This window comes from Parvibaculum sp. (assembly GCF_039680535.1).
Classification (GTDB): Bacteria; Pseudomonadota; Alphaproteobacteria; order Parvibaculales; family Parvibaculaceae; genus Parvibaculum.
The window spans coordinates 1-23740 of record NZ_JBDKSS010000014.1 but is presented as its reverse complement, the minus strand read 5'-3'; the positions used below and the strand labels follow the sequence as shown (position 1 = coordinate 23740).

27 protein-coding genes and 1 tRNA gene are annotated in these 23740 nt (G+C 61.3%); 19 read left to right on the top strand and 9 right to left on the bottom strand.

The window, feature by feature from the left end; all coding sequences use genetic code 11:
* Positions 1-178 precede the first annotated feature (178 nt).
* Positions 179-745: an invasion associated locus B family protein gene (locus ABFC66_RS10705; protein ID WP_346740953.1), complete on the top strand. Its 567-nt coding sequence runs from the start codon at positions 179-181 to the stop codon at positions 743-745.
* Positions 746-748: 3 nt separating this feature from the next.
* Here the strand turns inward: ABFC66_RS10705 and ABFC66_RS10700 are convergent, their stop codons facing one another.
* The 3 genes from ABFC66_RS10700 to ABFC66_RS10690 form a co-directional block, all read right to left on the bottom strand.
* A complete protein-coding gene (locus ABFC66_RS10700) occupies positions 749-1471 on the bottom strand; it encodes an acyltransferase (RefSeq protein WP_346740952.1) in 723 nt (240 codons plus the stop codon).
* Positions 1472-1567: 96 nt separating this feature from the next.
* A complete protein-coding gene (gene hspQ, locus ABFC66_RS10695) occupies positions 1568-1900 on the bottom strand; it encodes a heat shock protein HspQ (protein ID WP_346740951.1) in 333 nt (110 codons plus the stop codon).
* A 26-nt stretch (positions 1901-1926) separates the two neighbouring features.
* Positions 1927-2832, bottom strand: a complete 906-nt coding sequence (locus ABFC66_RS10690; RefSeq protein ID WP_346740950.1) for a polysaccharide deacetylase family protein — start codon at positions 2830-2832, stop codon at positions 1927-1929.
* Between the two features lie 136 nt (positions 2833-2968).
* Between ABFC66_RS10690 and ABFC66_RS10685 the strand changes: the two genes are divergently transcribed.
* Positions 2969-4072 (top strand): NADH:flavin oxidoreductase, encoded by a 1104-nt coding sequence (locus ABFC66_RS10685; protein ID WP_346740949.1) that lies wholly within the window; start codon positions 2969-2971, stop codon positions 4070-4072.
* 72 nt (positions 4073-4144) lie between these two features.
* On the opposite strand, the gene ABFC66_RS10680 is transcribed toward ABFC66_RS10685, so the two are convergent.
* Positions 4145-5188: a CoA ester lyase gene (locus ABFC66_RS10680; protein WP_346740948.1), complete on the bottom strand. Its 1044-nt coding sequence runs from the start codon at positions 5186-5188 to the stop codon at positions 4145-4147.
* A 245-nt stretch (positions 5189-5433) separates the two neighbouring features.
* Here ABFC66_RS10680 and ABFC66_RS10675 point away from each other — a divergent pair, with 245 nt between their 5' ends.
* A complete protein-coding gene (locus ABFC66_RS10675; RefSeq protein ID WP_346740947.1) occupies positions 5434-5904 on the top strand; it encodes an allene oxide cyclase family protein in 471 nt (156 codons plus the stop codon).
* A 14-nt stretch (positions 5905-5918) separates the two neighbouring features.
* Here ABFC66_RS10675 and ABFC66_RS10670 read toward each other — a convergent pair whose 3' ends face one another.
* From ABFC66_RS10670 to ABFC66_RS10660, 3 genes are all read right to left on the bottom strand, one after another.
* A complete protein-coding gene (locus tag ABFC66_RS10670) occupies positions 5919-7169 on the bottom strand; it encodes an MFS transporter (protein WP_346740946.1) in 1251 nt (416 codons plus the stop codon).
* Between the two features lie 100 nt (positions 7170-7269).
* Positions 7270-7851 carry a gamma carbonic anhydrase family protein gene (locus ABFC66_RS10665; protein ID WP_346740945.1) on the bottom strand — a complete coding sequence of 194 codons (582 nt, stop codon included), beginning with the start codon at positions 7849-7851 and terminating at the stop codon, positions 7270-7272.
* A 29-nt stretch (positions 7852-7880) separates the two neighbouring features.
* Positions 7881-9128 carry an MFS transporter gene (locus ABFC66_RS10660; protein WP_346740944.1) on the bottom strand — a complete coding sequence of 416 codons (1248 nt, stop codon included), beginning with the start codon at positions 9126-9128 and terminating at the stop codon, positions 7881-7883.
* A 196-nt stretch (positions 9129-9324) separates the two neighbouring features.
* Between ABFC66_RS10660 and ABFC66_RS10655 the strand changes: the two genes are divergently transcribed.
* From ABFC66_RS10655 to ABFC66_RS10580, 16 genes are all read left to right on the top strand, one after another.
* Complete coding sequence (locus tag ABFC66_RS10655; protein ID WP_346740943.1) at positions 9325-9942, top strand: glutathione S-transferase; 618 nt, start codon at positions 9325-9327, stop codon at positions 9940-9942.
* A gap of 120 nt (positions 9943-10062) precedes the next feature.
* On the top strand, positions 10063-10449 hold the full coding sequence (locus ABFC66_RS10650; protein WP_346740942.1) for a hypothetical protein: 387 nt from the start codon (positions 10063-10065) through the stop codon (positions 10447-10449).
* A 31-nt stretch (positions 10450-10480) separates the two neighbouring features.
* A complete protein-coding gene (locus ABFC66_RS10645) occupies positions 10481-10900 on the top strand; it encodes a PaaI family thioesterase (protein WP_346740941.1) in 420 nt (139 codons plus the stop codon).
* Between the two features lie 67 nt (positions 10901-10967).
* Entirely contained in the window at positions 10968-11312 is a 345-nt protein-coding gene (locus ABFC66_RS10640) for a metalloregulator ArsR/SmtB family transcription factor (protein ID WP_346740940.1), read from the top strand.
* The gene (locus ABFC66_RS10635) at positions 11309-12235 is read left to right on the top strand and encodes an SRPBCC family protein (protein ID WP_346740939.1); all 927 of its coding nucleotides are present in this window, start codon (positions 11309-11311) and stop codon (positions 12233-12235) included. Before ABFC66_RS10640 ends, ABFC66_RS10635 begins: the two co-directional genes overlap by 4 nt.
* A 65-nt stretch (positions 12236-12300) precedes the next feature.
* Positions 12301-13068 carry an alpha/beta hydrolase gene (locus tag ABFC66_RS10630; RefSeq protein WP_346740938.1) on the top strand — a complete coding sequence of 256 codons (768 nt, stop codon included), beginning with the start codon at positions 12301-12303 and terminating at the stop codon, positions 13066-13068.
* Between the two features lie 216 nt (positions 13069-13284).
* Positions 13285-14520, top strand: a complete 1236-nt coding sequence (locus ABFC66_RS10625) for an integrase arm-type DNA-binding domain-containing protein (RefSeq protein ID WP_346741188.1) — start codon at positions 13285-13287, stop codon at positions 14518-14520.
* Positions 14517-15188, top strand: a complete 672-nt coding sequence (locus tag ABFC66_RS10620; protein WP_346740937.1) for a hypothetical protein — start codon at positions 14517-14519, stop codon at positions 15186-15188. Before ABFC66_RS10625 ends, ABFC66_RS10620 begins: the two co-directional genes overlap by 4 nt.
* A gap of 84 nt (positions 15189-15272) precedes the next feature.
* Entirely contained in the window at positions 15273-15473 is a 201-nt protein-coding gene (locus ABFC66_RS10615; protein WP_346740936.1) for an AlpA family phage regulatory protein, read from the top strand.
* Positions 15474-15488: 15 nt separating this feature from the next.
* Positions 15489-15941: a MarR family transcriptional regulator gene (locus tag ABFC66_RS10610; RefSeq protein WP_346740935.1), complete on the top strand. Its 453-nt coding sequence runs from the start codon at positions 15489-15491 to the stop codon at positions 15939-15941.
* Positions 15942-16261: 320 nt separating this feature from the next.
* A complete protein-coding gene (locus tag ABFC66_RS10605; protein ID WP_346740934.1) occupies positions 16262-16507 on the top strand; it encodes a hypothetical protein in 246 nt (81 codons plus the stop codon).
* Positions 16500-17156, top strand: coding sequence for an HK97 family phage prohead protease (locus ABFC66_RS10600; RefSeq protein ID WP_346740933.1), 657 nt, complete (start codon positions 16500-16502; stop codon positions 17154-17156). The genes ABFC66_RS10605 and ABFC66_RS10600 overlap by 8 nt, the downstream gene beginning before the upstream one ends.
* Positions 17153-18301, top strand: coding sequence for a phage major capsid protein (locus ABFC66_RS10595; RefSeq protein WP_346740932.1), 1149 nt, complete (start codon positions 17153-17155; stop codon positions 18299-18301). Before ABFC66_RS10600 ends, ABFC66_RS10595 begins: the two co-directional genes overlap by 4 nt.
* A gap of 10 nt (positions 18302-18311) precedes the next feature.
* Positions 18312-18518 carry a hypothetical protein gene (locus tag ABFC66_RS10590; RefSeq protein WP_346740931.1) on the top strand — a complete coding sequence of 69 codons (207 nt, stop codon included), beginning with the start codon at positions 18312-18314 and terminating at the stop codon, positions 18516-18518.
* On the top strand, positions 18518-21841 hold the full coding sequence (locus ABFC66_RS10585; protein WP_346740930.1) for a hypothetical protein: 3324 nt from the start codon (positions 18518-18520) through the stop codon (positions 21839-21841). The genes ABFC66_RS10590 and ABFC66_RS10585 overlap by 1 nt, the downstream gene beginning before the upstream one ends.
* Positions 21842-22135: 294 nt before the next feature.
* Positions 22136-22585, top strand: a complete 450-nt coding sequence (locus ABFC66_RS10580) for a hypothetical protein (protein ID WP_346740929.1) — start codon at positions 22136-22138, stop codon at positions 22583-22585.
* A 207-nt stretch (positions 22586-22792) separates the two neighbouring features.
* Here the strand turns inward: ABFC66_RS10580 and ABFC66_RS10575 are convergent, their stop codons facing one another.
* Together ABFC66_RS10575 and ABFC66_RS10570 are read right to left on the bottom strand one after the other, a co-directional pair.
* Complete coding sequence (locus tag ABFC66_RS10575) at positions 22793-23254, bottom strand: HIRAN domain-containing protein (RefSeq protein WP_346740928.1); 462 nt, start codon at positions 23252-23254, stop codon at positions 22793-22795.
* A gap of 359 nt (positions 23255-23613) precedes the next feature.
* Positions 23614-23701, bottom strand: a tRNA-Ser gene (locus ABFC66_RS10570).
* Positions 23702-23740: the final 39 nt, after the last annotated feature.

Here is a 23740-nt window from a genome sequence, read left to right as displayed (position 1 = left end):
CTATTCCGTAAGCACTTGCGAGTGTTTCGCAGACTTTCAGATTACCAGCATTTAATGGCCCGATCAGGAAAGAGTTCGGACTACCGGAGTCATGCCGGTTATCTATAATCCCGCTCCGACTCGAACTGCGAGCCGGACTATACGGGCTGATTTTATAGCCTCAGAAAGGACGAACCTCATGTTTTTCCGTCGTGTGGCGCTCGGCGCCCTCATGATGGCGCTGATTGCGCCGCTGGCGCCGGCCATGGCCGCAGACGTTGGCTCGGCCACCGCGACCGACGCGGGCCCGAAGCCCGAAATCAAGAAATTCGGCAGCTGGGCGATGCGCTGCGACACCAATCCGAAGAACGCGAAGCAGAAGGAATGCCACGCTTTCGTCGACGTGCGTATCGGCGAGGATGGCAAGCAGCGCGTGCTCTATGTCGGCGTCGGCTACATCCCGAAGAAGACCGATGGAAGCATGTTCATGTTCGCGATCACGCCGCTCGGCACGATCCTGCCCGCCGGCCTCGGCGTCGATATCGACAACAGCGGCAAGGCCAAATTTGGCGGCCAGTACATCTTCTGCGTGCCGCTCGGCTGCCAGGCGGAAATGCCGATCACGGCTGAGAACCTGAAGGCGCTGAAGAGCGCGAAGGAGATGGAAGTCGCCTTCAAGCATGCCGGCAAGGGCGACATCAAGGTGCCGGTGAAGCTCGACGGCTTCAGCGCCGCGATCGGCGCTCTGCCGAAGCAGAAGGGCTGATCTTCAGTCCTCCCGCGTCGGGAAGAACACGCTGCGGAGCCAGCCTCGCAGTGTGTTCTCCCGAAGCAGGTAGCGCATCAGCCTGTCCATATCCTGTTCGACACGCTCGGGCTCTGCGAAGAGTTCCGAGCGTTTTCTCATCGGCCGGTCCGGATCGAGCTGGCGAACGACGCGGGCGGGATTGCCCGCCGCGATGCAATTGGCAGGGATGTCCTTCGTGACCACGGAGCCTGCGCCGACAATGCTGTTTTCGCCGATGGTCACACCCTTGCCGACGATGACGCGAACGCCGAGCCAGGCATTTTCCCCGATTACGATGGGCGCATGCTTGTCGAGTTCGCGTGTCCGGTCATAGGTGTCGTGCCAGTCGGAATCCGAGATGTAGCAGCCGCTCGCGATCATCGTGTTCGATCCGATGGTGATGCTTTCGGACGCGACGATATGCGAGCCGGGACTCACCAGCACATAATCGCCCAATGTGATGCGGCCCTCTCGGCCATCGGTCGTCCAGGTGCAAAGCCGGATCATGTTGCCGACCGCAGCATTCAGGTGAACGCAGGTGCCGAGGCGGATATTGCCGCCGAAGACCTCGACATTGCGGGGGCTGCTGACGGAGAGGCCTGGCCCCACCTCGTCTAAGGCCGGTACGAGGTAATGCTCCGTCTGAAAACGATTCCAGGCGCCTTGCAGGCGACGAATGAAATAGGGCCGCCTGTCGCGCCGCAATTTTTCTCTCCCCGATTTGGTCCGATTGCCGTCAATGCCCGACGGATAGCACGAGCCGGAGCAGGGCTCATCCGAAATCGCCGCGCCGATGCCTGCCTAATGGGCGGTCCTCGCGCGCAGCGTGTAGACGCCGTCCCGCATGGGACCGAAAAGCTCCTTCACCTGAGGATGGCGAACGGGCTCACCCGTGTCGTCGGGCAGCAAATTCTGCTCGGAGACATAGGCCACATATTCCGTCTCCGCGTTCTCCGCGAGCAGATGATAGAAAGGCTGGTCCTTGCGTGGGCGCATCTTTTCCGGAATAGAGAGCCACCATTCCTCGGTATTGTTGAAGGTGGGATCCACGTCATAAATGACGCCCCGGAAGGGAAAAAACTTGTGGCGAACGATCTGTCCGATCTGAAACTTCGCCTGCCGGTTGATCTCCATGAGGTCTTCTGTGCTCCACAAATATGTCATGAAGAATAGCAGCTTGGCATGAGCGCCTGCAATTCGCGGCAACCGATGAGCCTGACGCCCGCGCCCTCGAGCTCGTCGCGAATCCGACCGGAACGAAGCAGCTCGTAATCGGCGACCCGGGACCTCCAATCGGGACAAATGGCGCGAAGTTCCGGCGTATCGACTGCCGGATGGAAGATGGCATAGCCGATCTGTCCCGGCTCGATGCGGCGCACGAGTTGAAGCGTGCGGTCCAAACGCTCTTCGCCGACAGAGAGGGAGAGCATCAGCATGCGGTCGAGCATGGGCACACCGCGCTCCTCAAGCTTCCTGACGGCGCCGGACAGAACCGCCGCCGATTCCTCGTCATATCCGCTCTTGCGCCACTGTTCGGCGCTGAGCCTCAGACCAAAGGGCAGGGCGCCTGCGTCGAGCGCGGCCTCCGTGAACCCACCATAAAGCCGCGCGTTCAGCGCAGAGCCCATATGGGTATCGAGATGGGTGGGCTCGATCCCCGCATCGCGCGCAAGCCGAAGCTGCATCCGCAATTCATTGGCGGCGGCATCCGCTTTCGCGTGGGCCGCGACCTCTGCCGATGTTCGCGGAAAGCAAAGCTCGTCATCCACGAGGCCGCTTGCCGGATCGCGTGTCGAGACCGGTCCCCAGCGATATCCGCTCCACTCGCTGGTCAAGGTCGCGTGAACGCCGAGATCGACTTGCCGCTGCTCGCGCGCCCATGCAGCAGTGGCACGGAACCAGGGGCAGGGCACCATGACCGAGCCACACGTCACCGCGCGGACCGACCAGAGCTCCGCAAAGGCATCGAGCGAAGCGCCGCACATGCCCACATCGTCGACATGGAGGATCGCCACTCGATCGGTCTCCTTGAGACCCAGTCGCATCAGTGCCGGGTTGGCCCCCATGTCGTCCCCTCGTTCATTTTATTTTGATCGCCGAGCCGCGATCCGCATTTGCACTTTGGCATTGGATACCCAATATGCACCCAACTGAAATTGGCCGGAAACCCTGCGGTTTCACGGCGAGATATTGGAGAACTGAATGAGCCGATCCGTTGCGCCCCTGTTTCGCCCCTTCACGATCAATGGGCTTGAGCTTCCCAACCGCATCGTCATGGCCCCCATGACGCGCACGCAATCGCCGGGCGGCATTCCAGGCGCCAATGTGGCCGCCTATTACCGCCGCCGCGCCGAGAACGAGACGGGCCTCATCATCACCGAAGGCACCACCGTCAACGACCCCGTTTCGTCGCTCGATGTCGGCGTGCCGAACTTCTTCGGCGAGGCTCTGCAGGGCTGGAAGCGCGTCGTGGAGGAGGTTCACGGCGTCGGCGGCAAGATCATGCCCCAGCTCTGGCATGTCGGCACCGCGCGTAATCAGAAGGGCAATGTCTGGCATCCCGAATTGCCGAGCGCAGGGCCGTCGGGACTCGCCGCGCCCACCAAGCAGGTCGCCGAACCGATGACCAGGCAGCACATCCAGCATGTCGTGGACGCCTTCGCCCGCGCCGCCGCGGATGCGCGTGAAATCGGCTTCGACGGCATCGAGCTTCATGGCGCGCATGGCTATCTGATCGACCAGTTCTTCTGGGAAGGCCTCAACAAGCGCGACGACGAATACGGCGGCAGCATGCTGAAGCGTGAACGCTTCGCCATCGAGATCATCGAGGCTGTGCGCCGCGAAGTGGGCAAGGACTATCCGCTCGTCCTCCGCTTCTCGCAGTGGAAGCAGCAGGACTACACGGCGCGCCTTGCGCCCACGCCGGAACTTCTCGGCGAATTCCTGAAGCCACTTTCGGAAGCCGGCGTCGACGTCTTCCATTGCTCGCAGCGCCGCTTCTGGGAGCCGGAATTCGAAGGCTCGGATCTGAACCTCGCCGGCTGGACCAAGAAGCTCACCGGCAAGCCCACGATCACGGTCGGCAGCGTCAGCCTTTCGGGCGAGTTCATCGCGGCCTTTGGCGGCGAGTCTTCGACCGTCACCGGCATCGACGATCTTCTGGCACGCCTGGAGCGCGAGGAGTTTGACCTCGTCAGCGTCGGCCGCGCGTTGCTCGTCGATCCCGAATGGGCGCGCAAGATCCACGAAGAGCGCTACGACGCGCTGCTGCCCTTCAGCCCGGCGGCTCTTGCGACGCTGTCGTAACGCTCTCTGAATGCAGAAAGGCCGGGCTCCCTTTAAGGAACCCGGCCTTTTATAATTTCGCCAGCCGGTTTCTCAGAAACCGTAAGCCTTCGCGAGTTCCGGATCGCGGGCGGCCACTTTCTTCGCCAGATCGACGATGACCTTCGCCTGTTTCCAGGTCGCGTCGTCCTGCATCTTGCCGTCGATCATCGCGACGCCTGTGCCGTCCGGCATGGCTTCGAGGATCTTCCTGGCAAAAAGCACTTCACTCGGTTCGGGGCTGAAGACGCGCTTCGCAATGGCGATCTGGTTCGGATGCAGCGACCAAGCGCCGACGCAGCCCATGAGGAAGGCGTTACGGAACTGCTGTTCGCAGGCATCGAGATCCTGAATGTCGCCGAAGGGCCCATAGAAGGGGCTGATGCCGTTCGCGACGCAGGCGTCGACCATCTTGGCAAAGGTGTAATGCCAGAGATCCTGCTGCGCGGAGGCGCGGGGCGAACCGTCGGCATGCGGATCTTCGAGTACGCGGTAATAGGGATGGCCGCCGCCGACGCGCGTCGTCTTCATCTTGCGCGACGCCGCGAGATCCGCAGGCCCAAGGCTCATACCATGCATGCGCGGGCTCGCCGAAGCGATGTCCTCGACATTCTTCACGCCCTGCGCCGTCTCAAGAATGGCATGAATGAGAATGGGCTTTTTGAGACTGTGTTTCGCTTCAAGCTGCGCGAGCAACTGATCGAGATAGTGAATGTCCCAGGCGCCTTCGACCTTGGGCAGCATGATGACGTCGAGCTTGTTGCCGACTTCGGCGACGATCTCGGTAATGTCGTCGAGCACCCATGGGCTGTTAAGCGGATTGATACGCGTCCAGAGGCCTGTCTGGCCGAAGTCATGCGCCTTCGCTACTTCGATGAAGCCGCGGCGGGCCGCTTCCTTGGCGTCCGCAGGCACCGCGTCTTCGAGATTGCCGAGCAGCACGTCGACCTGCGGGATCATCTCGCCGATGCGCGCGCGCACCTTCTCGTTATGGCCGGGGAAGAAGTGGATCATGCGCTCCAGCGCGACGGGCAGTTCGCGATAGGGTTCCGGCGCGCCGATAGCGAGAGGCTTGTAGAAATTCGAAGGCAACTTCATGGGAAATCCGCTGGTCGAGGGGAGGTTGCCGCAGTTTAGAGCGCGATCCCGGAAAGTGTAAGTGGCTTTGCGAGAGAAATGCCGCAAGCCATTGTTTTTTCGTCCATATCCAGAGGCAGCGAGACGCCTCTCAGGGGATGCCTGCGTCGAAGACTGCCCGCTGCGAGCCCGGAATTGGGATCGCGGCAGCGATGAGCTAGCATCTCCAGGCGGCGGTAAAGCCGCGTTCAACCCCGGAGACGATCATGCCTGCTATCGCAAAGTCTGGCCTTCTCGTTCCAGTGTCGGTTGCGTTTGTTGCAGCGTTTCTCTCAATCGCCCCCAGCCATGCATCGGAGGGCGGCGAGAAAAAAATTGTCGTCGTCGAGCGCGCGACGACTGACGCAACGCTCGATCTTGGAGCGAAGGGCGACAGCACTGGTGACATTCTCACCTTTGCGAATGAGGTGTTCGACAAGGAGAACAAGGAAAAGGTCGGCACGGATAACGGCTATTGCGTGCGAACCGTCGCGGGCAAGGCGTGGGAATGCAACTGGACGCTTACTCTCGCCAAGGGGCAGATCACGGCCGAAGGCCCGTTCCTCGATGCTGGTGACTCCATGCTCTCCATCACCGGCGGTACGGGCGAATACGCTCACGCGCATGGCGACCTGCTGCTTCACGCCCGCAACGCGCAAGGGAGCGAATACGACTTCACGTACAATCTGAGGGATTGAGCTGAGAGCGGCGGCTAGCGGGCAAGTTCCGCGCGTACCGGTCCGGCGACAACCATGCATCCAAGGCCGATCAGCGACACGCCCGCGAGAGCGCTGAAGGACATGGCGTAGCCGCCGCGCTCATATAGCAGACCGACAAGCATCGGGCCGAATGCATTGGCGCAGGTGACGATCATCTGCGCGAGCGAGAGGATGCGCGCGTAAGCCCTGAGGCCGAAGGCCTCGGCCATCATCAAGGGCAGCATCATCTGCAGGTTTCCAACCGTCATGCCGAAGATGATCGAGACGGCGACCAGCGGCATGGATGCATAGGAAATTGCGAAGATCGCATAGGCCAGCGTCTGGAGGATCATCACGCCGAGGAGATAATGCTTCGACGACATGCGTGGCAGAACCCAGCCGCCGATGAGACGCCCGCCGATGCTGCCCGCCGCCATCAGCGAAACGGCCAGCGCCGCGACATGGTCATTGTCGGTCCGCGTCGCGACGAGACGGAATTGATGCGCGAGCGCGCCGACCTGAGCCATCATCGAAAAGACGTAGGACAGCGTGAAGAGGATGAAGAAGCGGCTGCGGACGGCATGCGCGAAGCCGACGCCATCGGACATCGCGCCACCATGCACGTGCTCCTCCACCACCGGATCGCCATCGGGCGCGAGACCCATATCGGACGGCCTTGCCCGGAGAAAGAACCACGTCACCGGCACCGTGCCGATGATGAAGAAGAACGCGAGCCAGTATGCGGCGTGTTCGAGGCCGAGTCCCTGAATGAGCGCGACCGAGATGGGCGTGAAGACGATGCCGCCGAGCGAAAGTCCGGTCGAGGCATAGGCGATCGCCTTTGATCGCTCGCGATTGAACCAGCGCGCGACAATCGTCGTGCCCGGAATGACGGCGGTGGCGGCATAGCCCGCGCCGAACAGGATGTAGAAGAGATAGAGTTCCGTCAGGCCTTTGACGTGCCCCGCGCAGGCAAGCGCGACGGAGGACACAACGGCGCCGATCGTGATGAGGATACGCGGATCGTAGCGGTCGAGCGCCCAGCCGACGCCGAGTCCGGCGATGCCGTTCGACAGGAAGAAGGCGGCATTGGCCGAGGAAACCGCTGTGACCGAAAGCCCGCCATCGCTGACGAAGGCCTTCAGGAAGACCGAGAGGTTGTAGAAACCCAGGCCGCAGGCAACCGTCTGCACGACAAAGACTGTGGCAACGACATACCAGCCGTAGAAAAGACCGCCTTTGGGGCGGTCGGGCGGCGTACTCATCCTGGCACTCCGAGGGAACGCAAAACCGCGCGAGAAGAGCGGCTCACGGGCGCTTAATTAATCATTCCCCAGCGTCGAACAAGCAAAATCGTCGCACACCCTAATTTCCGCTTGTGAGGGCCTTGAGCTCGGCCGCCATGGCCTGCCGGAACTCATCGCGATCGGTGATCCGATGGTCGCCCTTGGCATAGGCCCTGGCATTCTCGAAGTAGAAAGCCGCGTTCATGATGTTGGCCACGCGATTGTCCCGGGTCTTGATGACCCTGGCGGGCGAACCGGCAACGATGGAGTTCTCCGGGATGACGGCTCCCTCGGTCACGATGGAATGGCCCGCCACGATGGAATTCGCGCCGATCTTCGCGCCATCCATCAGCGTCGCATTGATGCCGATGAGGCAATTGTCGCCAATCTCCGCGCCGTGGATCGTGCAGTGATGGGTGATCGAGCAATTGGCGCCGATGATCGTCGGCGTCGTGTTGCCGACATGGATCATCACGAAATCCTGGATATTGGTGCGCGGCCCGATGCGGACCTCATGCATCTCGCTGCGGATGACGACATGGGGCCAGAGCGACGCGCCCTCGGCGATATGCACATGGCCGTAGACGAGGGCGGTGTCGTGAATGAAGGCCGGATTGTCGAGGACGACACCTGGACCAAATCGCTTCTGCGGATCGTTCATTTGACCTCGTGCCGGGTTGTGATGTGTCGCTAGGCCTTGACCGGCCCTGCCGCCATGATGAGGCCGATGGCGAGTACGGAGGCGACCGCCATCGTCAGGAAGGAATCCTCATAACTGCCGGAGCGTTGAAAGAGCAGCCCCATCACGGCGGGACCGCTGGCGACACCCGTGACCATGAAAAGCTGGTTGAAGGAAAAGATGCGCCCATAGGCGCGCAACCCGAAAGCTTCCGCAAGGATCAGCGGCTGCATCATCAAGAGATTGCCGACCGTGCAGCCGAAGAGTCCGGCAACGAAGATGAGCCCCATGCCTTGCGCAAAGGCGAAGAGGACGAGGGCGATGCCCTGGGCCACCAGAAGCGCGAGGACGAAGCCCCGGGAGGATATATAGGCGAGCGCCCAGCCGCCGATCAGTCGTCCGACGATGCTCGCGCTCGCCAGAACCGCGACGGCAAGCCCCGCCATCTCGTCGCTCGCCGTGCGTCCGGCAACGAGGCTGAACTGATGCGCAATCGACCCCACCTGCGCCATCATCGCAAAGATGAAGGCCAGCGTGGTGAGGACGAAGAAGCGGCTTCCGATCGCGTCGTGAAAGGCGACGCCGTCGGCAGGCAGCAGAGCTCCGGTTTCATCGCGATGAAGCGGATCGCCGTCCGGCCCGACGCCATAGTCGAGCGGGCTCGGCCTGATCGCGATCCATGCGACGGGAACGATGCCGAGCATGAAGACAAGAGCGAGCCAGGGGGCCGCGCCCGCGAAGCCCACATGCGCGATCAGACGCGCGGAAAGCGGCGTCAGCAGGATGCCGCCAAGCGACAAGCCTGTGGAGGCGATGGAGAGCGCCTGCGAGCGGCGGCGCGCAAACCAGCGGGCGACAAGCGTCGTACCCGGAATGAGCCCGCAGGCGGAATAGCCGACGCCAAACAGAATATAGAACCCGTATAGCTGCCAGAGCGCGGTCACATGCGCGGCGGCGAACATCGCCACGCTGCAAATGATGGCCCCCGCGGTGAGCGTGATGCGGACATCGTATTTTTCGATCAGCGCGCCGACGCCGAGGCCAGCAACCCCGGAGGCGATGAAGAAACACGCGGTGGCGCCGGAGGCGGCCGAGACGGAAAACCCGTCATGGCCCACAAACGCCTTCAAATAGACGGAGAGGTTGTAGAAACCGAGGCCGGAGGCGACCGTCATCACCAGCATGGTGGCGCCGACGACATACCAACCGTAATAGATGCCGAACCAGCCCGTTGCCGGACCTCTGCGCCTGTCGTTCATTCTCACTCCCGGCGGAACTCTTCGCGGTTCCCTCTCGCCCCAAAAGGCCGCCGAGTTTCGGGGGAGCCGTTCATCGGCGCAAGTGCCAATTCCCGTTTCAGTCCGGCATTGACGCGCTGGATGCTGGCATGTGCAGAGACGATCAGCTAAGGATTCAGGATCGGCATCAAGACCGACATCAGACAGGGAGGACACCATGAAACTCTACAATTCAATCGGCCCGAACCCGCGCGTGGTCCGCATGTTCATGAAGGAAAAGGGCATCGAGATTCCCTTCGAGGAGATCGACCTCATGAAGGGCGACAATCGCCGCGAGCCCTATCTGTCGAAGAACCCGTCGGGCCAGCTTCCGGCGCTCGAACTCGACAACGGCCTCATCCTCGCCGAGATCACGGCCATCTGCGAATATCTCGACGAGAAGTTCCCGGCCAACCCGCTGGTCGGCTCGACCCCCGAGGAGCGCGCCGAGACCCGCATGTGGACGCGCCGCGTCGATCTGAAGATCTGCGAGCCGCTGACCATGGGCTTCCGCTATTCCGAAGGCCTAGGCCTCTTCAAGGAGCGCATGCGCTGCCTTCCCGAAGCGGCAGCCGGCCTCAAGGCCATCGCTCAGGATGGGCTGAACTGGCTCGACGGTCTGCTGGCGGGCCAGGAGTTCATCGCCGGCAAGCGCCTGACGCTCGCCGACATCTTGCTCTTCGGCTTCCTCGAATTCGGCACGGCCGTGGGCCAGCCGCTCAACCCGGCGAACAAGAATGTGCTCGCATGGTTCGAGCGCATGAAGGCGCGCCCCAGCGCGGCGGCGTCTGCCTGATCCAGCCGCACCGACGACAAGACAAACCGGCCCCCATCGCGGGGCCGGTTCCGCTTTGTCTTCCGGGACAATGCGGCTAATGTCGTAAGGGGGAGTTACTATTTCGGGGAGGGTGGTGACGTGAGGGCATTCGTCCAGGGTTTTTTCGTCGTGGCGCTGGCGCTGGTCGCATGGACCGCGCTGCCGCAACAGGCTCATGCCGACAAGGCGCCCGATTGCATGGAGAGCAAGCAGCGCCCCATGGCCCCCGGTTTCACCCAGACATGGTGGGACAAGCGCTCGCCGGAGCAGCAGAAATATATCCGCGAGCTGCCTTGCGAAGAACGCTACATTCCGATGGTGTGCATTCTTCTCGCCGACCCTGACATGAAGCAATGCACCAATTTGCGCGTGGCGGACTCGCGGGCAAACCATGCCTGTCAGGGCAAGGGCGCGGACTTCATGTCGGAAGAATTTGCGGCCTGCAAGGTGCAGTTCAAGAAGACCTTCGTGCCGCCCTTCAAGTAGGCGCGGCCATAGTCATCAGAGGGCGGACGAAGTGACCGATTATTCCCCCGAAAAGGCGCTCGATCCCGATTGGGAGTCACCGGCTGCCGTTTCGCTCGGCAAGAAGGTGCTGGCGATGGATCCCGAGCGCGGCTATATCCGCGCCTCGTATTATGCGGGCGACAATTTCCTCAACCGGGGCGGGCGCATCTATGGCGGCTTCCTCGCCGCGATGCTCGACGGCCTTTGCGGCCATGCCGTGCGGCTCACCCACCGCGAGCCGGGAACGCCTCAGGTCACGCTTGAACTCAAGACCAGCTTCATCGGACGCGCCGACAAGGGCACGCTGATAGGCGAAGGCTGGGTGCGCCATCGCGGCAAATCGATTGCCTTTGCCGAGGCCGAATTGCGCAACGAGCAGGGCGAGATCGTCGCCCGCGCCAGCGCGACCTTCAAGGTCGGGGCGGCGTAGGGCTCCCAAACTCCCATTTTAATAATAAAGCGCTTGCTTAACTATCGCCGTCGCGATACTAAAGCATATGCTTAACCAACAGGCCCAACTCGATAAGGCGTTCCAGGCGCTCGCAGACCCGACGCGGAGGGCGATGGTCGAGCGCATGGCGCGCGGTCCAGTCTCGGTCAGCGAACTCGCGCGCCCGCTGGACATGTCGCTGCCCGCGGTCATGCAGCACCTCGCGGTGCTCGAAGCGTCGGGCCTCGTGCAGTCGCGGAAGGCCGGTCGCGTCCGCACCTGTGAGATCAATCCGGAAGCGCTCAGCGCGGCGGAGCAATGGATCAATCAACGACGGATCGAGTGGGGGCATCGCCTCGACCGGCTGGGCCGGTATCTCGAAACATTGAAGACCGAAGGAGAGGAAAAATGAGCCCGTCACCCGTTCGGATCGCACGCACCTTTCCCGCCTTGCGCGAAACGGTATTCAAGGCGTGGAGTTCCACCGATCATGTGAAGCGCTGGTTCGCACCGTCAGGCTTCACCATCCCGCATGCAAGAGTTCAGATGCATGTCGGCGGCCCGTTCGAAGTCTGCATGCGCGGACCGGACGGGACGGATTACTGGACGCGCGGAACCTTCACGGAAATCTCGCCGGTCGACCGGCTCGTGCTGGAGCTTCATGCCGAAGACCCGAGTGGCCATCGCTTCTTCCGCGCACGAACGGAAGTGACTTTTGCCGAGGCCATTGGCGGCACACGCGTGGAAGTGGTGCAGAGCTACACGGTGCTCGATCCGAATGCCGCGCCGATGATCGAAGGCGCCCCCGTCGGCTGGGAGCAGACGCTCGATCGGCTCGACGCGGAAATCGCACGAATGGACGGAAAGGTTGAACCGGCGCGCTCCGTCGTGCATTCCATGTTTCATCTGGAACGTACCTATGACGCGCCGATCCACCGCGTCTTCGAGGCATTCTCGACCGACGCCGGCAAGACCCAGTGGTTCGGCGGCGATGCGAGCCAGTGGGAATCTCTCGAACGGCACATGGATTTTCGCGTCGGTGGCACCGAGCGGGCGAGCGGCCGCTGGCAAGGCGGCGTGGTCTCGACCTTCGATGCGATCTACCTCGACATCATTCCGATGGAGCGCATCGTCTACACCTACGAAATGCATCTCGACGACAAGAAGATTTCAGTGTCGCTCGCAACCGTTCAGTTCAAGCGCGTCAATGACAGCCGCACCACGCTGAAGATCACGGAGCAGGGCGCTTTCCTCGACGGCTATGACGACGCGGGCGCGCGCGAAGAGGGCACAGCCGGGCTTATGGATCGCTTGGGGCAGTCGCTCAAAGGCTGAGCGATCGGCGACAGTGGAATGTCATGAGTGGCGACCAATCACCGTTTCCGTGATACGGCTTACTGATGTCCGAACGCGAAAACATAGTCTATTTCCATGGGCTTCCTGGCTCGCCGCGCGAATTGCAGCTGTTTGACGGGACTGCAAAGGATCGATGGTATGCTCCCGATCGGCGAGCATTGAACCGAGGCGTTAGCCTTTCCGATCATTTCGACCGGCTGGCTTCCGATATACGCGCGCGATACCCGGACAGATCAATAAAGGTGGTCGGCTTTTCGCTCGGCGCTTATGTTGCGCTCGAAGTGGCGAGCCGGTTGCCCGAGATATCGATGACTATCGATCTTGTATCGGCCGCCGCACCACTATCAGGCAAAGATTACCTGAACAGGATGGCTGGCAAAGCAGTCTTTGGTTTGGCGGCGGAACATCCGAAGCTCTTTGCCGCGCTAACGGGCGCTCAGGCACTTGCGTCGCAGATTGCTCCGACGCTTCTTTGCAATGCGCTTTTTGCGTCGGCGCAAGGCGAGGATCGGGGCTTGCGCGACGAGCCGGGATTTCGCCAAACAATGGCATGCATCCTCAACGATTGCCTGGCTGCGGATACAAGCAATTACCGTCGTGAAATTTCCGGATATGTGTCCGACTGGTCTCGGGTCTTGAAGGAAATTCGCCATCCAGTCGCCTTGTGGCACGGGCAGAAGGACAACTGGGCGCCGCCGGAAATGGCCGAAGACCTTGCCGGATCACTCCCAAACGTGACCGCCTTACACAGGCTAAGCGGCAAATCGCATTATTCCACGCTCAGGGCTTATCAAATCGAAGCCAGCGACTAATAAAATGGGGCGAAGCGCGTTCTGCACATTTAGTGGCGGAAGGGGTGGGCGTTTTTTGTCAGTCCACCAATGTTTGCTAACGTCCACAAAAGCACTGGGGCACAAGGTTTTTCTGGACTTTCACTATCCGCCGCTGTCTTCTGACTTCCGCTACTTTCCGGCTCTGATTTGGGGGTCGGCTTGTGGGTCAGTGAGTATGGCGGAAGGAATCGGACGCTGCGCACTCTCAACAAATTGACAGCATTGCAGGTCAAGTCGCTGACAAGGCCAGGCAGGTTTGCCGATGGCGGCGGACTATACTTGCAGGTGAGCCCCACGGGCACGCGGTCTTGGCTCTTTCGCTTCACCCGCGACGGCAAGGCGCGAGAGATGGGCCTCGGCCCGGTCGGTACTGTGAGCCTCGCAGAAGCGCGAGAGAAGGCTCTGGAGTGCCGTCGAGCGCTTCACGAGGGCTTGGACCCGATCGAGCAGCGCAACCGCCTCAGACGCGCTGCAAGCGCCGAGGCCGCCCGGTCGATGACATTCCGGCAAGCCGCTAAAGCCTACATCGAAGCGCACCAAGCGGGATGGCGGAACGCAAAACATGCAAGCCAGTGGACGGCGACGCTTGAGCACTACGCCTTTCCGATCTTCGGCGACCTCGATGTTGGAGAAGTGGCGGTCGGCGATGTTCTGAAGGCGCTGGAGGTTATCTGGCGACAAAAGCCGGAGACTGCGGGCCGCGTCCGCGGGCGGGTCGAAGCGGTTCTCGACTGGGCCACCGCGCGCGGTCACCGACGGGGCGAGAACCCCGCCCGATGGCGCGGCCATCTCGACAAGCTCTTACCGGCCCGTTCGAAAGTCGCCCGCGTGCGCCACCATCCGGCGCTGCCCTATGCGGAGATCCCCGGCTTCATGCTCGATCTCGCGAATCACGCCGGCGTGAGTCGGAGGGCGCTCGAGTTCACGATCCTGACCGCCGCCCGCACGGGTGAGGTGATCGGTGCGAAGGTTGGCGAGATCGATTTCGGCGCGAAAGTCTGGACGATCCCGGGCGCTCGTATGAAGGCCGGGCGGGAACACCGCGTTCCACTGTGTGCGCGCGCTATAGCCATCATCGAAGGAATTCAGCGTGACGGCGATCATCTCTTTCCGGGCGCGAAGGAGGGGCGTCCGTTGTCGAACATGGCGATGACGAAGGTGTTGGCCAGCCTCGGACGCACCGACAGTACCGTCCACGGGTTCAGAAGCTCTTTTAGGGATTGGGCGGCCGAGCAGACAGGCTTTGCGAACGAGGTTTGCGAGGCGGCGCTGGCGCACGTTGTCGGCGACAAGGTGGAGGCGGCATACCGGCGCGGCGATCTCTTCGAAAAGCGCCGTCGTCTCATGGAAGCCTGGGCAGCGTATTGTTGCTCGCCGTCACGCAACAAGTCGGGGAACGTGGTTCCGATCAACGCGGCGGAGGCATCATGACCGCACCGATCTTGCCGCTCGACGCGAGCAACCTGGCGTCGGAAAAGAACCTCGGAATCGTCGGTGCATGGATGCTATGGCCGACCGACGGCGAATGGCGGAAAAGGTACTTTTCAACGTTAGCCGTCGAAGATGTTTTGTCGCGGCTCCCGTCTACTATGTCGCGCGGTCCTATCACCGCTCTTGTGTCGCTGGCCCGAGCGGCTGCGTCCCCGGACGAAATTGCCGGCGAGTGGGCGAAGCGGTCGCCGCGTGGCATGGGCGCCGGCAGGATCGTCTACGATGCCATGAAGGAAGTGATATTGGACCCTTCAGCGAAAGCGCCTGTCGGCAAAGCGACAGAGGCCGTCAGGACCGCGATTTACGGGGCGAAAAATAGCAATTCGAAGCACATAAACGAGGACGTCGTTAAGACCTATCGTCCGGTCGCCGCGCTATGGGCCGCATACATCTATTTCGACGATGGCGGCGAGGACGGTGCTCCTTTTCCTTGTTGCCCGGAAGATTTGCCGCAATTCCTGGGCTTTGCGGAGGACTTTCGCGAGCTCGCAGAGAGGACGAAGCCGAAGCACCGCGGTCAACCGATCATCCCCCGCGGCGTCTCGGTTCGTCTTCCCGATGACGTCCTCGCGATACTCCCGCGCGGTACCTTGACTGTTCAGGTTTGAAATCGGAACAGACTGCATCAGAACATTTTCGCATCTTCATACCGTCCAGCTATATCCGGCTGGATCGTCGATGGAGATGATACGATGGTCGATACTTTTCTGAGGCTCGAAGACGTCAAACGGGCAACCGGTCTCGGTCGCTCAACGATCTACGTTCTGATGGCTGAGACGCCGCCGCGATTTCCCCGCCCGGTGAAGATAAACGGCGGCCGAGCGATTGCGTGGCTGGGATCGGAGATCTCTGCATGGCAGAAAGCCCGCATCGCGGAGCGTGACGGCGCGTGACGGTAGGCATCGCCAATGGCTCGACGCCACAACGCCACAGGTCGCTCCGGTGAAGGCGGAAAGTTCGTCCAACTGCATCGGTGGTTTCTCGACACTGACGCATGGCGGGATCTCGATCCCGTCGCACGATGCGCGTACATCGAGATTTCGCGTCGCTATGGCGGGCCTGGCTCGAATAACGGACGCATCAGCTTCTCAATCAGGGAAATGGCAGAGCGGCTGAACGTCAGCAAGGCAACTGCGGCCCGCGCATTCGAGCGACTGCAAGACCATGGCTTCATCGCTCAAACGCGTAAAGGTGCCTTCAGCGTGAAGGTACGAGTCGCGACCGAATGGCGCCTAACTGAGTTCGCCGATGACGTCACCGGCGAGCTGGCGACCAAGGATTTCACGCGCTGGAAAAAACAAAAGACGGTCTCACCAGAGGGACCGAACGGTCCTCGTAATGAGACCGTACGGTCCTCGTAGTGAGACAAGGGGCCGAAGAAATATGCCCCTACGGTTTCACCAGAGGGACCGTGCGAGCGTTTCACGGTCTCACCAGAGGTACACATGTAGTCTACCAGGTGGTCACGCTGACAGAACGATTGGGGTCAACTCGCGCTCCGCACCCGGAACAACTGAGGATTTGCACATGAAAACAAAATCACCTATTCTAAAATCGCTCGAACATTGCGAGGTGGCTTCATCCGCTGTTCGACACTCCCCAGCGCAAGGTGGCTTTCATCAGCGCGGGATCACAAGCGGCCTTCGGTGGCCGTCGATCTCGTTTGCATGAGGCCGCGCGCATGACAGCTCTCCCACTCGAATACTCTCGCTTGATCGCGAACGCAGACCATGACCAGGCGCGCCGCCTGGCTGAGTTCGCAACGCGACAAGCCTTGATCAACGGCAAAATGGCCGAAGATCTCATTGAGCTCATCGGCAAAGCGTCTGAGTTGATCCTCTGCGGCCGGACCTATGACGCGCTTCACGTGCTCGAGGAAATCAAGAACGCCGCCGCCGAAGTGAAGGAGGCCCGCCGTCATGGCTGACTTTCTCGCTCCCCTCGAATTCAAGCTCGCTGGTGACCGCGGCGAAATCGTCGGCTACGCATCCGAGTTCGGCACGAAGGATCATGGCGGCGATACCGTTCAAGCGGGCGCCTTCGCTGCGTCGCTGGCCACGACCAAGGCGGCGGGGCGGCAAATCCCGATGCTCTGGCAGCACCGACCAGACGAGCCGATAGGGTCTTGGAATTCCGCCGTCGAAGATCGACGCGGCTTGAAGGTCTCCGGTCGCATCGTCCTCGAGACTTCGCGCGGTCAGGAAGCCTTCGCCCTTGCCAAGGCAGGCGCACTGAACGGCCTCAGCATCGGCTACCGAACGATCAAGAGCCGTCCGGCCGGCGGACGCGGGCGCTTTCTCGATCAGCTCGACCTCGTCGAAATCTCGCTTGTCACTTTCCCGATGCTCGATAGTGCCCGGATCAGCGCGGTGAAGACACAGACCACCATCACGCGCGCCGACGTGAAGAGCCACCTCATGCACATGCCTGGCATGAATGGAAAGCTCGCTCGGGCCCTTCTCGCCAACGTCGACTGGTCCGCCCTGAACGTCGAAGACGACACCGACACGAAATCCCGTCTTGCGGACGCGCTCCGCCGCCACATCGAAAACTTCAACAAAGGACAAAAATCATGAACCGGAAAATCGAAACGAAAGATCGTGGCGAAGACGAGCCGGACGTCGTCGAATTGATCGACGATCTCGCCGCGAAAATGGAGGGCAGCTTGGCCGCGCTTCTGAAGCGACAGGACGAGCTGGAGAAGAAATTCAACCGCCCGGCGCGTCCCGGTGGTGGCGGCGATCTCGACACCAAGGCGGGCGATCTCGCAGCGGAACATAAGGCCCTCGGCGCTTTCATCAAATCGGGCGACGAAACGGAATTCAAGGCGCTGGCGACTGACTTCGATCCCGCTGCCGGCTACTTCGTCTTGCCGCAAATGTCGTCGACGATGACGAAACGCATCTACGACCAGTCGCCCATTCGCCGTCTGTCTCGCACCATTTCGCTTGAGGCCGGGGACGTCTGGGAGGAGCCGATCGACAATGATGAGTCCGGCGCTCAATGGGTCGGCGAAAGGCAGGAACGCGGCGCGACGGCGACGCCTCAGCTCGGCATGTTCCGCGTACCGCTCTGCGAAATCTGGGGACAGCAGCCGGTCACCCAGAAACTGCTCGACACCTCGTCCGTCAACGTCGGCGCGTGGATCGAAGGAAAACTCTCCGACAAGTTCGCCCGTGTCGAGGGCGAAAGTTTCGTGAACGGCGACACGCCGCTCGAACCGCAGGGTTTCATGACCCTCGCAAAAAGCGCCCTCGGCGACATGGCCAGCCGGCCCGGAAACGCGCTGCAATTCGTCAACAGCGGCTCCGCCACGGCGATCACCGCAGACGGGTTGCGCGATCTCTATTGGACGCTCCGCGCGCCGCACCGGGCGAACGCTACCTGGCTGATGGCCTCCGCGACGGCTAATGCGCTCGACAAGCTCAAAGACGGCTATGGCGATTACATCTGGCGGTCCAGTTCGACGGCAGGCGTGCTGCCGACGTTGCTCGGAAGGCCGGTGGAGTTTGATGAGAACATGCCGACGATTGCGGCAGGGACATTTCCCGTCGCGTTCGCAGACTGGCAAAAGGCGTACGTCATCGTCGACCGGCTCGGCCTCCGCCTTGTCCGCGATCCCTACACGAGCAAGCCGAACGTCCTCTTCGACGCCTTCAAGCGCGTCGGCGGCGGTGTGGCAAATAGCGATGCGATCAAATTGCAGCAGATCTCGGCATAGGAGGACGTCAATGGCCGATGACGCAGAGAACTGGCTAAAAATCCAGAAGGTGGTCGAGACCAACCAGGCCAAAGCGACGGAGGTAATCACCGCGCTCGCAGCGGCGTTTGCTGAATTGACCGCCGCTCACATTGCCCTGGTTCAGCGCGTTCAATATCTCGAAGCCACCGCACAGAAACGCGGCAAGGTGGTTTCGCTCCCCGGAGGTAAAGCCTAATGGCAGACGTCATTCGCCGCGTCGTGACGCAGATGGGGCTCGAGTCGAGCGACTATCAGCGCGCGGCGGATGGCGTCGCTCAGGCAAACGAGAAGATGGTGGTATCCGGCCAGAAGGTGGTCGACACCACGGCTCAGATTGAGCAGCGACAGATCACCTCGTCGCGCACCATCGACAAGCTCGAGGCCTCGGTCGACAAGGCCGTTCGAGCCCAGCAACTCTACGAACGCCAGCTGGCTATAGTGCAGCGTGCCGTCGAAGATGGAAACATCTCGCAGGAGCGGGCCGCCACAGTCTCGGCCAAGGTCACCGCGAATTATCAGCGCACGATTACCGGTCTCGCCGCCCTCGATGGAGCCACGACAAAGGCCGGCGGCACCACCCGCAACATGGGCGCCATAGCGCAGCAGGCGGGCTATCAGATCGGCGACTTCGCCGTTCAGGTTGCATCGGGGCAGGGCGTCCTGCGTCCGTTCATCCAGCAGGGAACCCAGCTGATCTCGATGTTCGGGCCGTGGGGCGCCGTCATCGGCGCTGCGGGCGCGGTCCTGGGGGCTCTCTACACCTCGCTTGTGGATACGGACAAAGGAGCTGAGTCCGCCACGAAGTCGATGGATGCGCTCCAGAAGGCCACCGGCGCCCTTGCCGATCAGACCAGCCGCGAAATCGAACTCTCACGGAAGGCGACGGAGGAGCGTCTGCGATCCGCTGAAGCGACCCAGGCGGCGGCGAGGGAAGAACTTCGACTTGCACAGGCGATCCTCGATCAAGCCGCAGCGGCGGAAATTCGGGACCGGGCGAGCGGCGCGAGCGCAGACCGTGCCGGCGCCTATTACCGGACGCGGGCAGCCAATGAGGCCGCCGGCATCGCGCAATTGCAGGAGAAGATCAATGAGGCCGGCGCCGCCTATGACGATGCATCGAACTCAGTGAGCAAACTCCGCGAACGCCTCACCGGCCTCGGATCGAGCTATGACAAGCAGATCGCGGATAACGACAACCTGATCGACGCGCTGGGTCGCTCCCGACACGAATACGAAGTCACGGCCAAGACGCAGGAAATCCTGCGCGGCAATTTCGCCGGAACCGGAGATCAGGCTCGGGCGCTGGCAGAGCGCCTGGTGACCCAGAACGAGGTCATCAGCAAGCTGACAGGCTCGTACGACAAGGCCTCCAAGGCGCTCGAAAGCGAACGGAAGCAGGCGGAGAAGAGTATCGCCTCGATGGAACTGCAAGCGAAGATGCAGGGCCTCATCGCTGACGCTTACGGCGAGTCCGCGGCGGCGGGTCACGAAGCCGAGCTGAAGATGAAGGCGGCACTCGCCACGGTCGGCCTCGGCAAAACGGCATATGAGGCCTATTACGCGGCGCTGAAAAAGGTCGAAGCGGGCGAACGCGCCGAAGCCTCGGCCAAGGACCTCAACAACGAGAAGCTGAAGACGGCGAACGACCTCGAAGCCCTTCGGATTGCGCAGATCCTCGATCCGCAGGTGAAGCACGAAGAGGAACTCGCAGCCGAGCGCCAGCAGCACCGCAACGAATTGATGGAGAAATACAACGGCCAGCTTGGTGAGGTGAACAAGCACATGGCCGAGTTCGACAAGCAGAAGGCGATCGAAGACCAGACCCGCTACTGGAACGATGTGACCTCGCTCGCGAAGACCTATAGCGACGATATCACGAGCTATCTGGTCGACGGCCTGACCGGGGTGGGGAACTCCGGCAAGTCGATGTGGGAGGACATGTGGGACGCGGCGCTTGCGGGCGCGAAACGTCTTCTGGTGAAGCTCGCGGCGACGTTCCTTGAGAACACGCTGATCCTGCCGATTGTCACGCAGATCGTGGGAAGCAATTCCTCGCTTCTCGGGATCGTGAGCGCGGGAGGAAGTGCTGCAAGCAGTCTCGGTTCATTGAGCGGTGGGGGCAGCCTGCTCGGCTCGATCGGCAATCTTTTTAGCGCCTCGACCTGGCTCAACGGCTCCACGGGGGTCGGTGACCTGTTCGCCTCAGCCGGGAACTGGCTCGGGGGTGCTGATCTTGGTGCGACATTCGGCAACGCTGGCCTCAACCTGTCGTCACTGGGTGGCATGGCGGGCGGCCTGCTCGGTAATCTCGGCGCCAACGCGCTCTTCGGTGATCGCGGCATCGGCGCAAACATCGGCGGCACCATCGGAGCAATTGCAGGGTCTTTCATTCCGATCCCAGTTGTCGGAACTCTGATCGGCTCATTCCTGGGCAATGCGCTAGGCGGCCTGTTCGGCAACAGCCAGCCCTCCGACATGTTCGCGAATACCGGCATCGACCTGACGAAGGGAACCATCGGATCGGTCGAGCATGGCCGGGCGGACGAGACGAGCGACACGAACAACAGCGCGTCGCAGAACCTCGCCAGTTCGTTCCTCGCCATCGAAAAGCAATTGCTCGCGCTGACCGGCGGCACGGGCCCGAACTCGGCCTTTACCAAGGTCGGCTCGCGTGACGGCATCGTGGTCGGTGTGGGCGACGGCGCGACGTTCTGGAACAATCTCGGCTCGCGCAAGACCTTTGCGAACACGGAGGAAGGCGCGCAGCAAGCCATCGACTGGATGGTCCAGCAGCTTGCGAAGCAGGTAACCGGCGTCACCAATGCCGATATCCAGAAGGTGCTCGACAAGGGCGGCACGGCGGAAGAGATCATCTCGAACCTGACGCTGGTCCAGAACATCCTTCAATCGACGGCGGTGGCGGCCGATCCGCTCGTCACGGCGCTCCAGTCGATCAATGACAGCTTTGATGCGCTGAAGAAGCAGGCGACCGACCTCGGGCTTTCGACCGATCTCCTGTCGAAGCTCGAAGCGGCGCGGCAGAAGCAGCTCGATGAAGCGAGCGCGGGGTACAGCCTCGGCGGTTATGCGAACGTCGCAAGCTCTCTCTCGACGATCACGAACTTCCTGAGCGGCCAGCAACTCTCGGACGTGTCGAGCCTATCGCCTCTCGGGAAACAGTCCCTTGCCCAGCAGCAGTTCAATGACCTGCTCGCCAAGGTGCAGGGCGGCGACCTCACCCAGACCAGCAACCTGACCGGCGCGGCGTCGAATTACCTGTCGATCGCAAGGACGAACTACGGCTCGACGGCTGGCTTTTCATCGGTCGAGTCCTACGTCACACAGAGCCTGGCGGCGCTGGGCGAGAGCATTTCATCGCAACAGTCGATAGCGGATCAGATCACCAAGGCGATGCAGCTCGCTACCCAAAGCCAGGTTGAGGCGATCACGGCGGTTAAGGACGAGATCAGCAGAATGCGGCTAGATCTCAAGATGCTGCAGCAAGCACTCGCCGCATAACGACCGTGGCCGGCCTATGCCTTGCCTTTCAGGGCTTTTCTAACGAGCTGGCGTATGGCTTCGGGACGAGACGGTGGCTCGGGTTGCTTCGCCCGCCAAGCGTCAATGGCCGCAATCTCCGCGTCCGGCATCCTGACGCCGATGGAAGTATTGGTTCCGGTGGCCGGGCGGCCGCGTTTGTTTTGTGATTGCATAAAATCTTTCGCCATGATTTTATGATGACGCAAAATAGCGGGCCGGACAAGAGGCGGCAACCTCTTTTCCGACCCTAACCCCAAGCACGGAGATCACCCGATGCCTAAAGCTGAGCGCAATGCTACCACATCCCGCAGCGCTGCCCGGATACTGAAAAACCTCGAGACCGCCCGGCCATCCGTTCATCAAATGGTGAACCATCTCATCGCAGTCGGTTTCGCTTTGGCCAGCAGCAAGCCAGCGTTCACTGCCACAAAAGCCACCCGCGCCATGCTCGAAGAATTCGTCGAGCTTGGGATATTGATCCTAGACGAACTCGACGATGATCCCGATCTGGAGGACACCGGCGATGACGAGGACACCGGCGATGATGAGCCGTCTATCGGAGGCGGCTTTTGCGGATACCCCGTCGACTGCGAGCTCGATACATCAGATGACGAGGAGAGCCTCGGGTGGACAAACCCGGAGCCGGCGGCCGCATGGGAAGGTGCGAATAACGGAGACTGTGAAGGCCTTATGGCCCACGACCTTCTCCATCCGAAGAAATGAAGGCGCTTCAAGCGCCGCATTGAGCGGCTCCCGAGTTCAACAGGATTGATAGGAAGGCGGCGCCTGCACTGGCGCCGCCTTCTTCATTTCAGGCTGACCGCGCGTCGTCAAAAACCGCCGGCGGTTGTTCGAACGATTCCAAGGATTGAAAGGACAGGAGCATCGAAACCTCCCGACGCCGGGAGGTTCTGACCTGATTGGCCTCCATCAGACCACGTCGTCAATGTCGAGCTTTACGCCAAAATGGCCTTGGTCTTCTGGTCCCCTGTCCCATCCACCTACTATCAGAGCGGTGCAACTGGCAGGTATCAGACCGTGTGCCGCGCGGTAGCGAGCCGCGTTTGGGCGCGAGAGATAGCCAACTGTATGTCCGAATATCTGGACAGCCACAGCGTTGTGATCGTGCGGATTCGTTGGCTCGGGGACCAACAGCGCAGGCGTCTCGACCTCCACACCTTCCTCTGTCCTTCCACCAGCAATGAGCTCGATCGCCGCTTGATAGAAGGCTTCGCCTACGATCTCGAAAGAAAAGGAACCATCCCCCAGAAGTTCGATTGCATTCACGGCTACGGGTCCGGAATTGGAAGCGTTCGACGAAACCTCGGGATTGCGCGTCCAAAGCCAAACAGCGAGTAGCGCGAGCAGCCCGATGACGACAAAGAAACCCATGGTCTCCCCCCCTCAGTTGAACGCCTCGAGCATCCTGCCGGATGGAGAACCGAGCGTCGAGCCCTAGGGCACCTTCAGTCTCTGGCACCTACTGGGGTGGTTACCAGCTGGGGCTCATTCAGAGGTTTTTTATTCCTCGCCCAAAATTCCCGCCAAAAGCGGTGAAATGACCGAAAAATAAGCCGGAAACCCATAATTAATGAACAATTTCAAGATTTCGGAAAAACGGGCGTCGACGCGGCAATGATGCCTGCGGCACAAGCACCTTTTCGATTTCGTCAGTGCCAAAATCGCGTTGTGGGTCGAATTGTGGGCAGGAGCCGTGACTACCGCTTAAGTCATTGATTTATAAGGCACCTTGGCGGAAGGGGTGGGATTCGAACCCACGGATGGTTGCCCATCGCCGGTTTTCAAGACCGGTGCCTTAAACCACTCGGCCACCCTTCCGTGATGAAGCCATTACCGGCTTCGGGCCGTTGACTCAAC

Bases quoted from the DNA above. Each gene is read 5' to 3' on its own strand.
- ABFC66_RS10610 (WP_346740935.1), top strand. From the start codon at position 15,489: ATGGCTCGACGCCACAACGCCACAGGTCGCTCCGGTGAAGGCGGAAAG.
- ABFC66_RS10675 (WP_346740947.1), top strand. From the start codon at position 5,434: ATGCCTGCTATCGCAAAGTCTGGCCTTCTCGTTCCAGTGTCGGTTGCG.
- ABFC66_RS10660 (WP_346740944.1), bottom strand. From the start codon at position 9,128: ATGAACGACAGGCGCAGAGGTCCGGCAACGGGCTGGTTCGGCATCTAT.
- ABFC66_RS10585 (WP_346740930.1), top strand. From the start codon at position 18,518: ATGGCAGACGTCATTCGCCGCGTCGTGACGCAGATGGGGCTCGAGTCG.
- ABFC66_RS10690 (WP_346740950.1), bottom strand. From the start codon at position 2,832: ATGGGGGCCAACCCGGCACTGATGCGACTGGGTCTCAAGGAGACCGAT.
- ABFC66_RS10640 (WP_346740940.1), top strand. From the start codon at position 10,968: ATGCTTAACCAACAGGCCCAACTCGATAAGGCGTTCCAGGCGCTCGCA.
- ABFC66_RS10575 (WP_346740928.1), bottom strand. From the start codon at position 23,254: ATGGGTTTCTTTGTCGTCATCGGGCTGCTCGCGCTACTCGCTGTTTGG.
- ABFC66_RS10705 (WP_346740953.1), top strand. From the start codon at position 179: ATGTTTTTCCGTCGTGTGGCGCTCGGCGCCCTCATGATGGCGCTGATT.
- ABFC66_RS10635 (WP_346740939.1), top strand. From the start codon at position 11,309: ATGAGCCCGTCACCCGTTCGGATCGCACGCACCTTTCCCGCCTTGCGC.
- ABFC66_RS10580 (WP_346740929.1), top strand. From the start codon at position 22,136: ATGCCTAAAGCTGAGCGCAATGCTACCACATCCCGCAGCGCTGCCCGG.
- ABFC66_RS10630 (WP_346740938.1), top strand. From the start codon at position 12,301: ATGTCCGAACGCGAAAACATAGTCTATTTCCATGGGCTTCCTGGCTCG.
- ABFC66_RS10685 (WP_346740949.1), top strand. From the start codon at position 2,969: ATGAGCCGATCCGTTGCGCCCCTGTTTCGCCCCTTCACGATCAATGGG.
- ABFC66_RS10590 (WP_346740931.1), top strand. From the start codon at position 18,312: ATGGCCGATGACGCAGAGAACTGGCTAAAAATCCAGAAGGTGGTCGAG.
- ABFC66_RS10620 (WP_346740937.1), top strand. From the start codon at position 14,517: ATGACCGCACCGATCTTGCCGCTCGACGCGAGCAACCTGGCGTCGGAA.
- ABFC66_RS10595 (WP_346740932.1), top strand. From the start codon at position 17,153: ATGAACCGGAAAATCGAAACGAAAGATCGTGGCGAAGACGAGCCGGAC.
- ABFC66_RS10665 (WP_346740945.1), bottom strand. From the start codon at position 7,851: ATGAACGATCCGCAGAAGCGATTTGGTCCAGGTGTCGTCCTCGACAAT.
- ABFC66_RS10615 (WP_346740936.1), top strand. From the start codon at position 15,273: ATGGTCGATACTTTTCTGAGGCTCGAAGACGTCAAACGGGCAACCGGT.
- ABFC66_RS10605 (WP_346740934.1), top strand. From the start codon at position 16,262: ATGACAGCTCTCCCACTCGAATACTCTCGCTTGATCGCGAACGCAGAC.
- ABFC66_RS10655 (WP_346740943.1), top strand. From the start codon at position 9,325: ATGAAACTCTACAATTCAATCGGCCCGAACCCGCGCGTGGTCCGCATG.
- ABFC66_RS10670 (WP_346740946.1), bottom strand. From the start codon at position 7,169: ATGAGTACGCCGCCCGACCGCCCCAAAGGCGGTCTTTTCTACGGCTGG.
- hspQ (WP_346740951.1), bottom strand. From the start codon at position 1,900: ATGGAGATCAACCGGCAGGCGAAGTTTCAGATCGGACAGATCGTTCGC.
- ABFC66_RS10680 (WP_346740948.1), bottom strand. From the start codon at position 5,188: ATGAAGTTGCCTTCGAATTTCTACAAGCCTCTCGCTATCGGCGCGCCG.
- ABFC66_RS10600 (WP_346740933.1), top strand. From the start codon at position 16,500: ATGGCTGACTTTCTCGCTCCCCTCGAATTCAAGCTCGCTGGTGACCGC.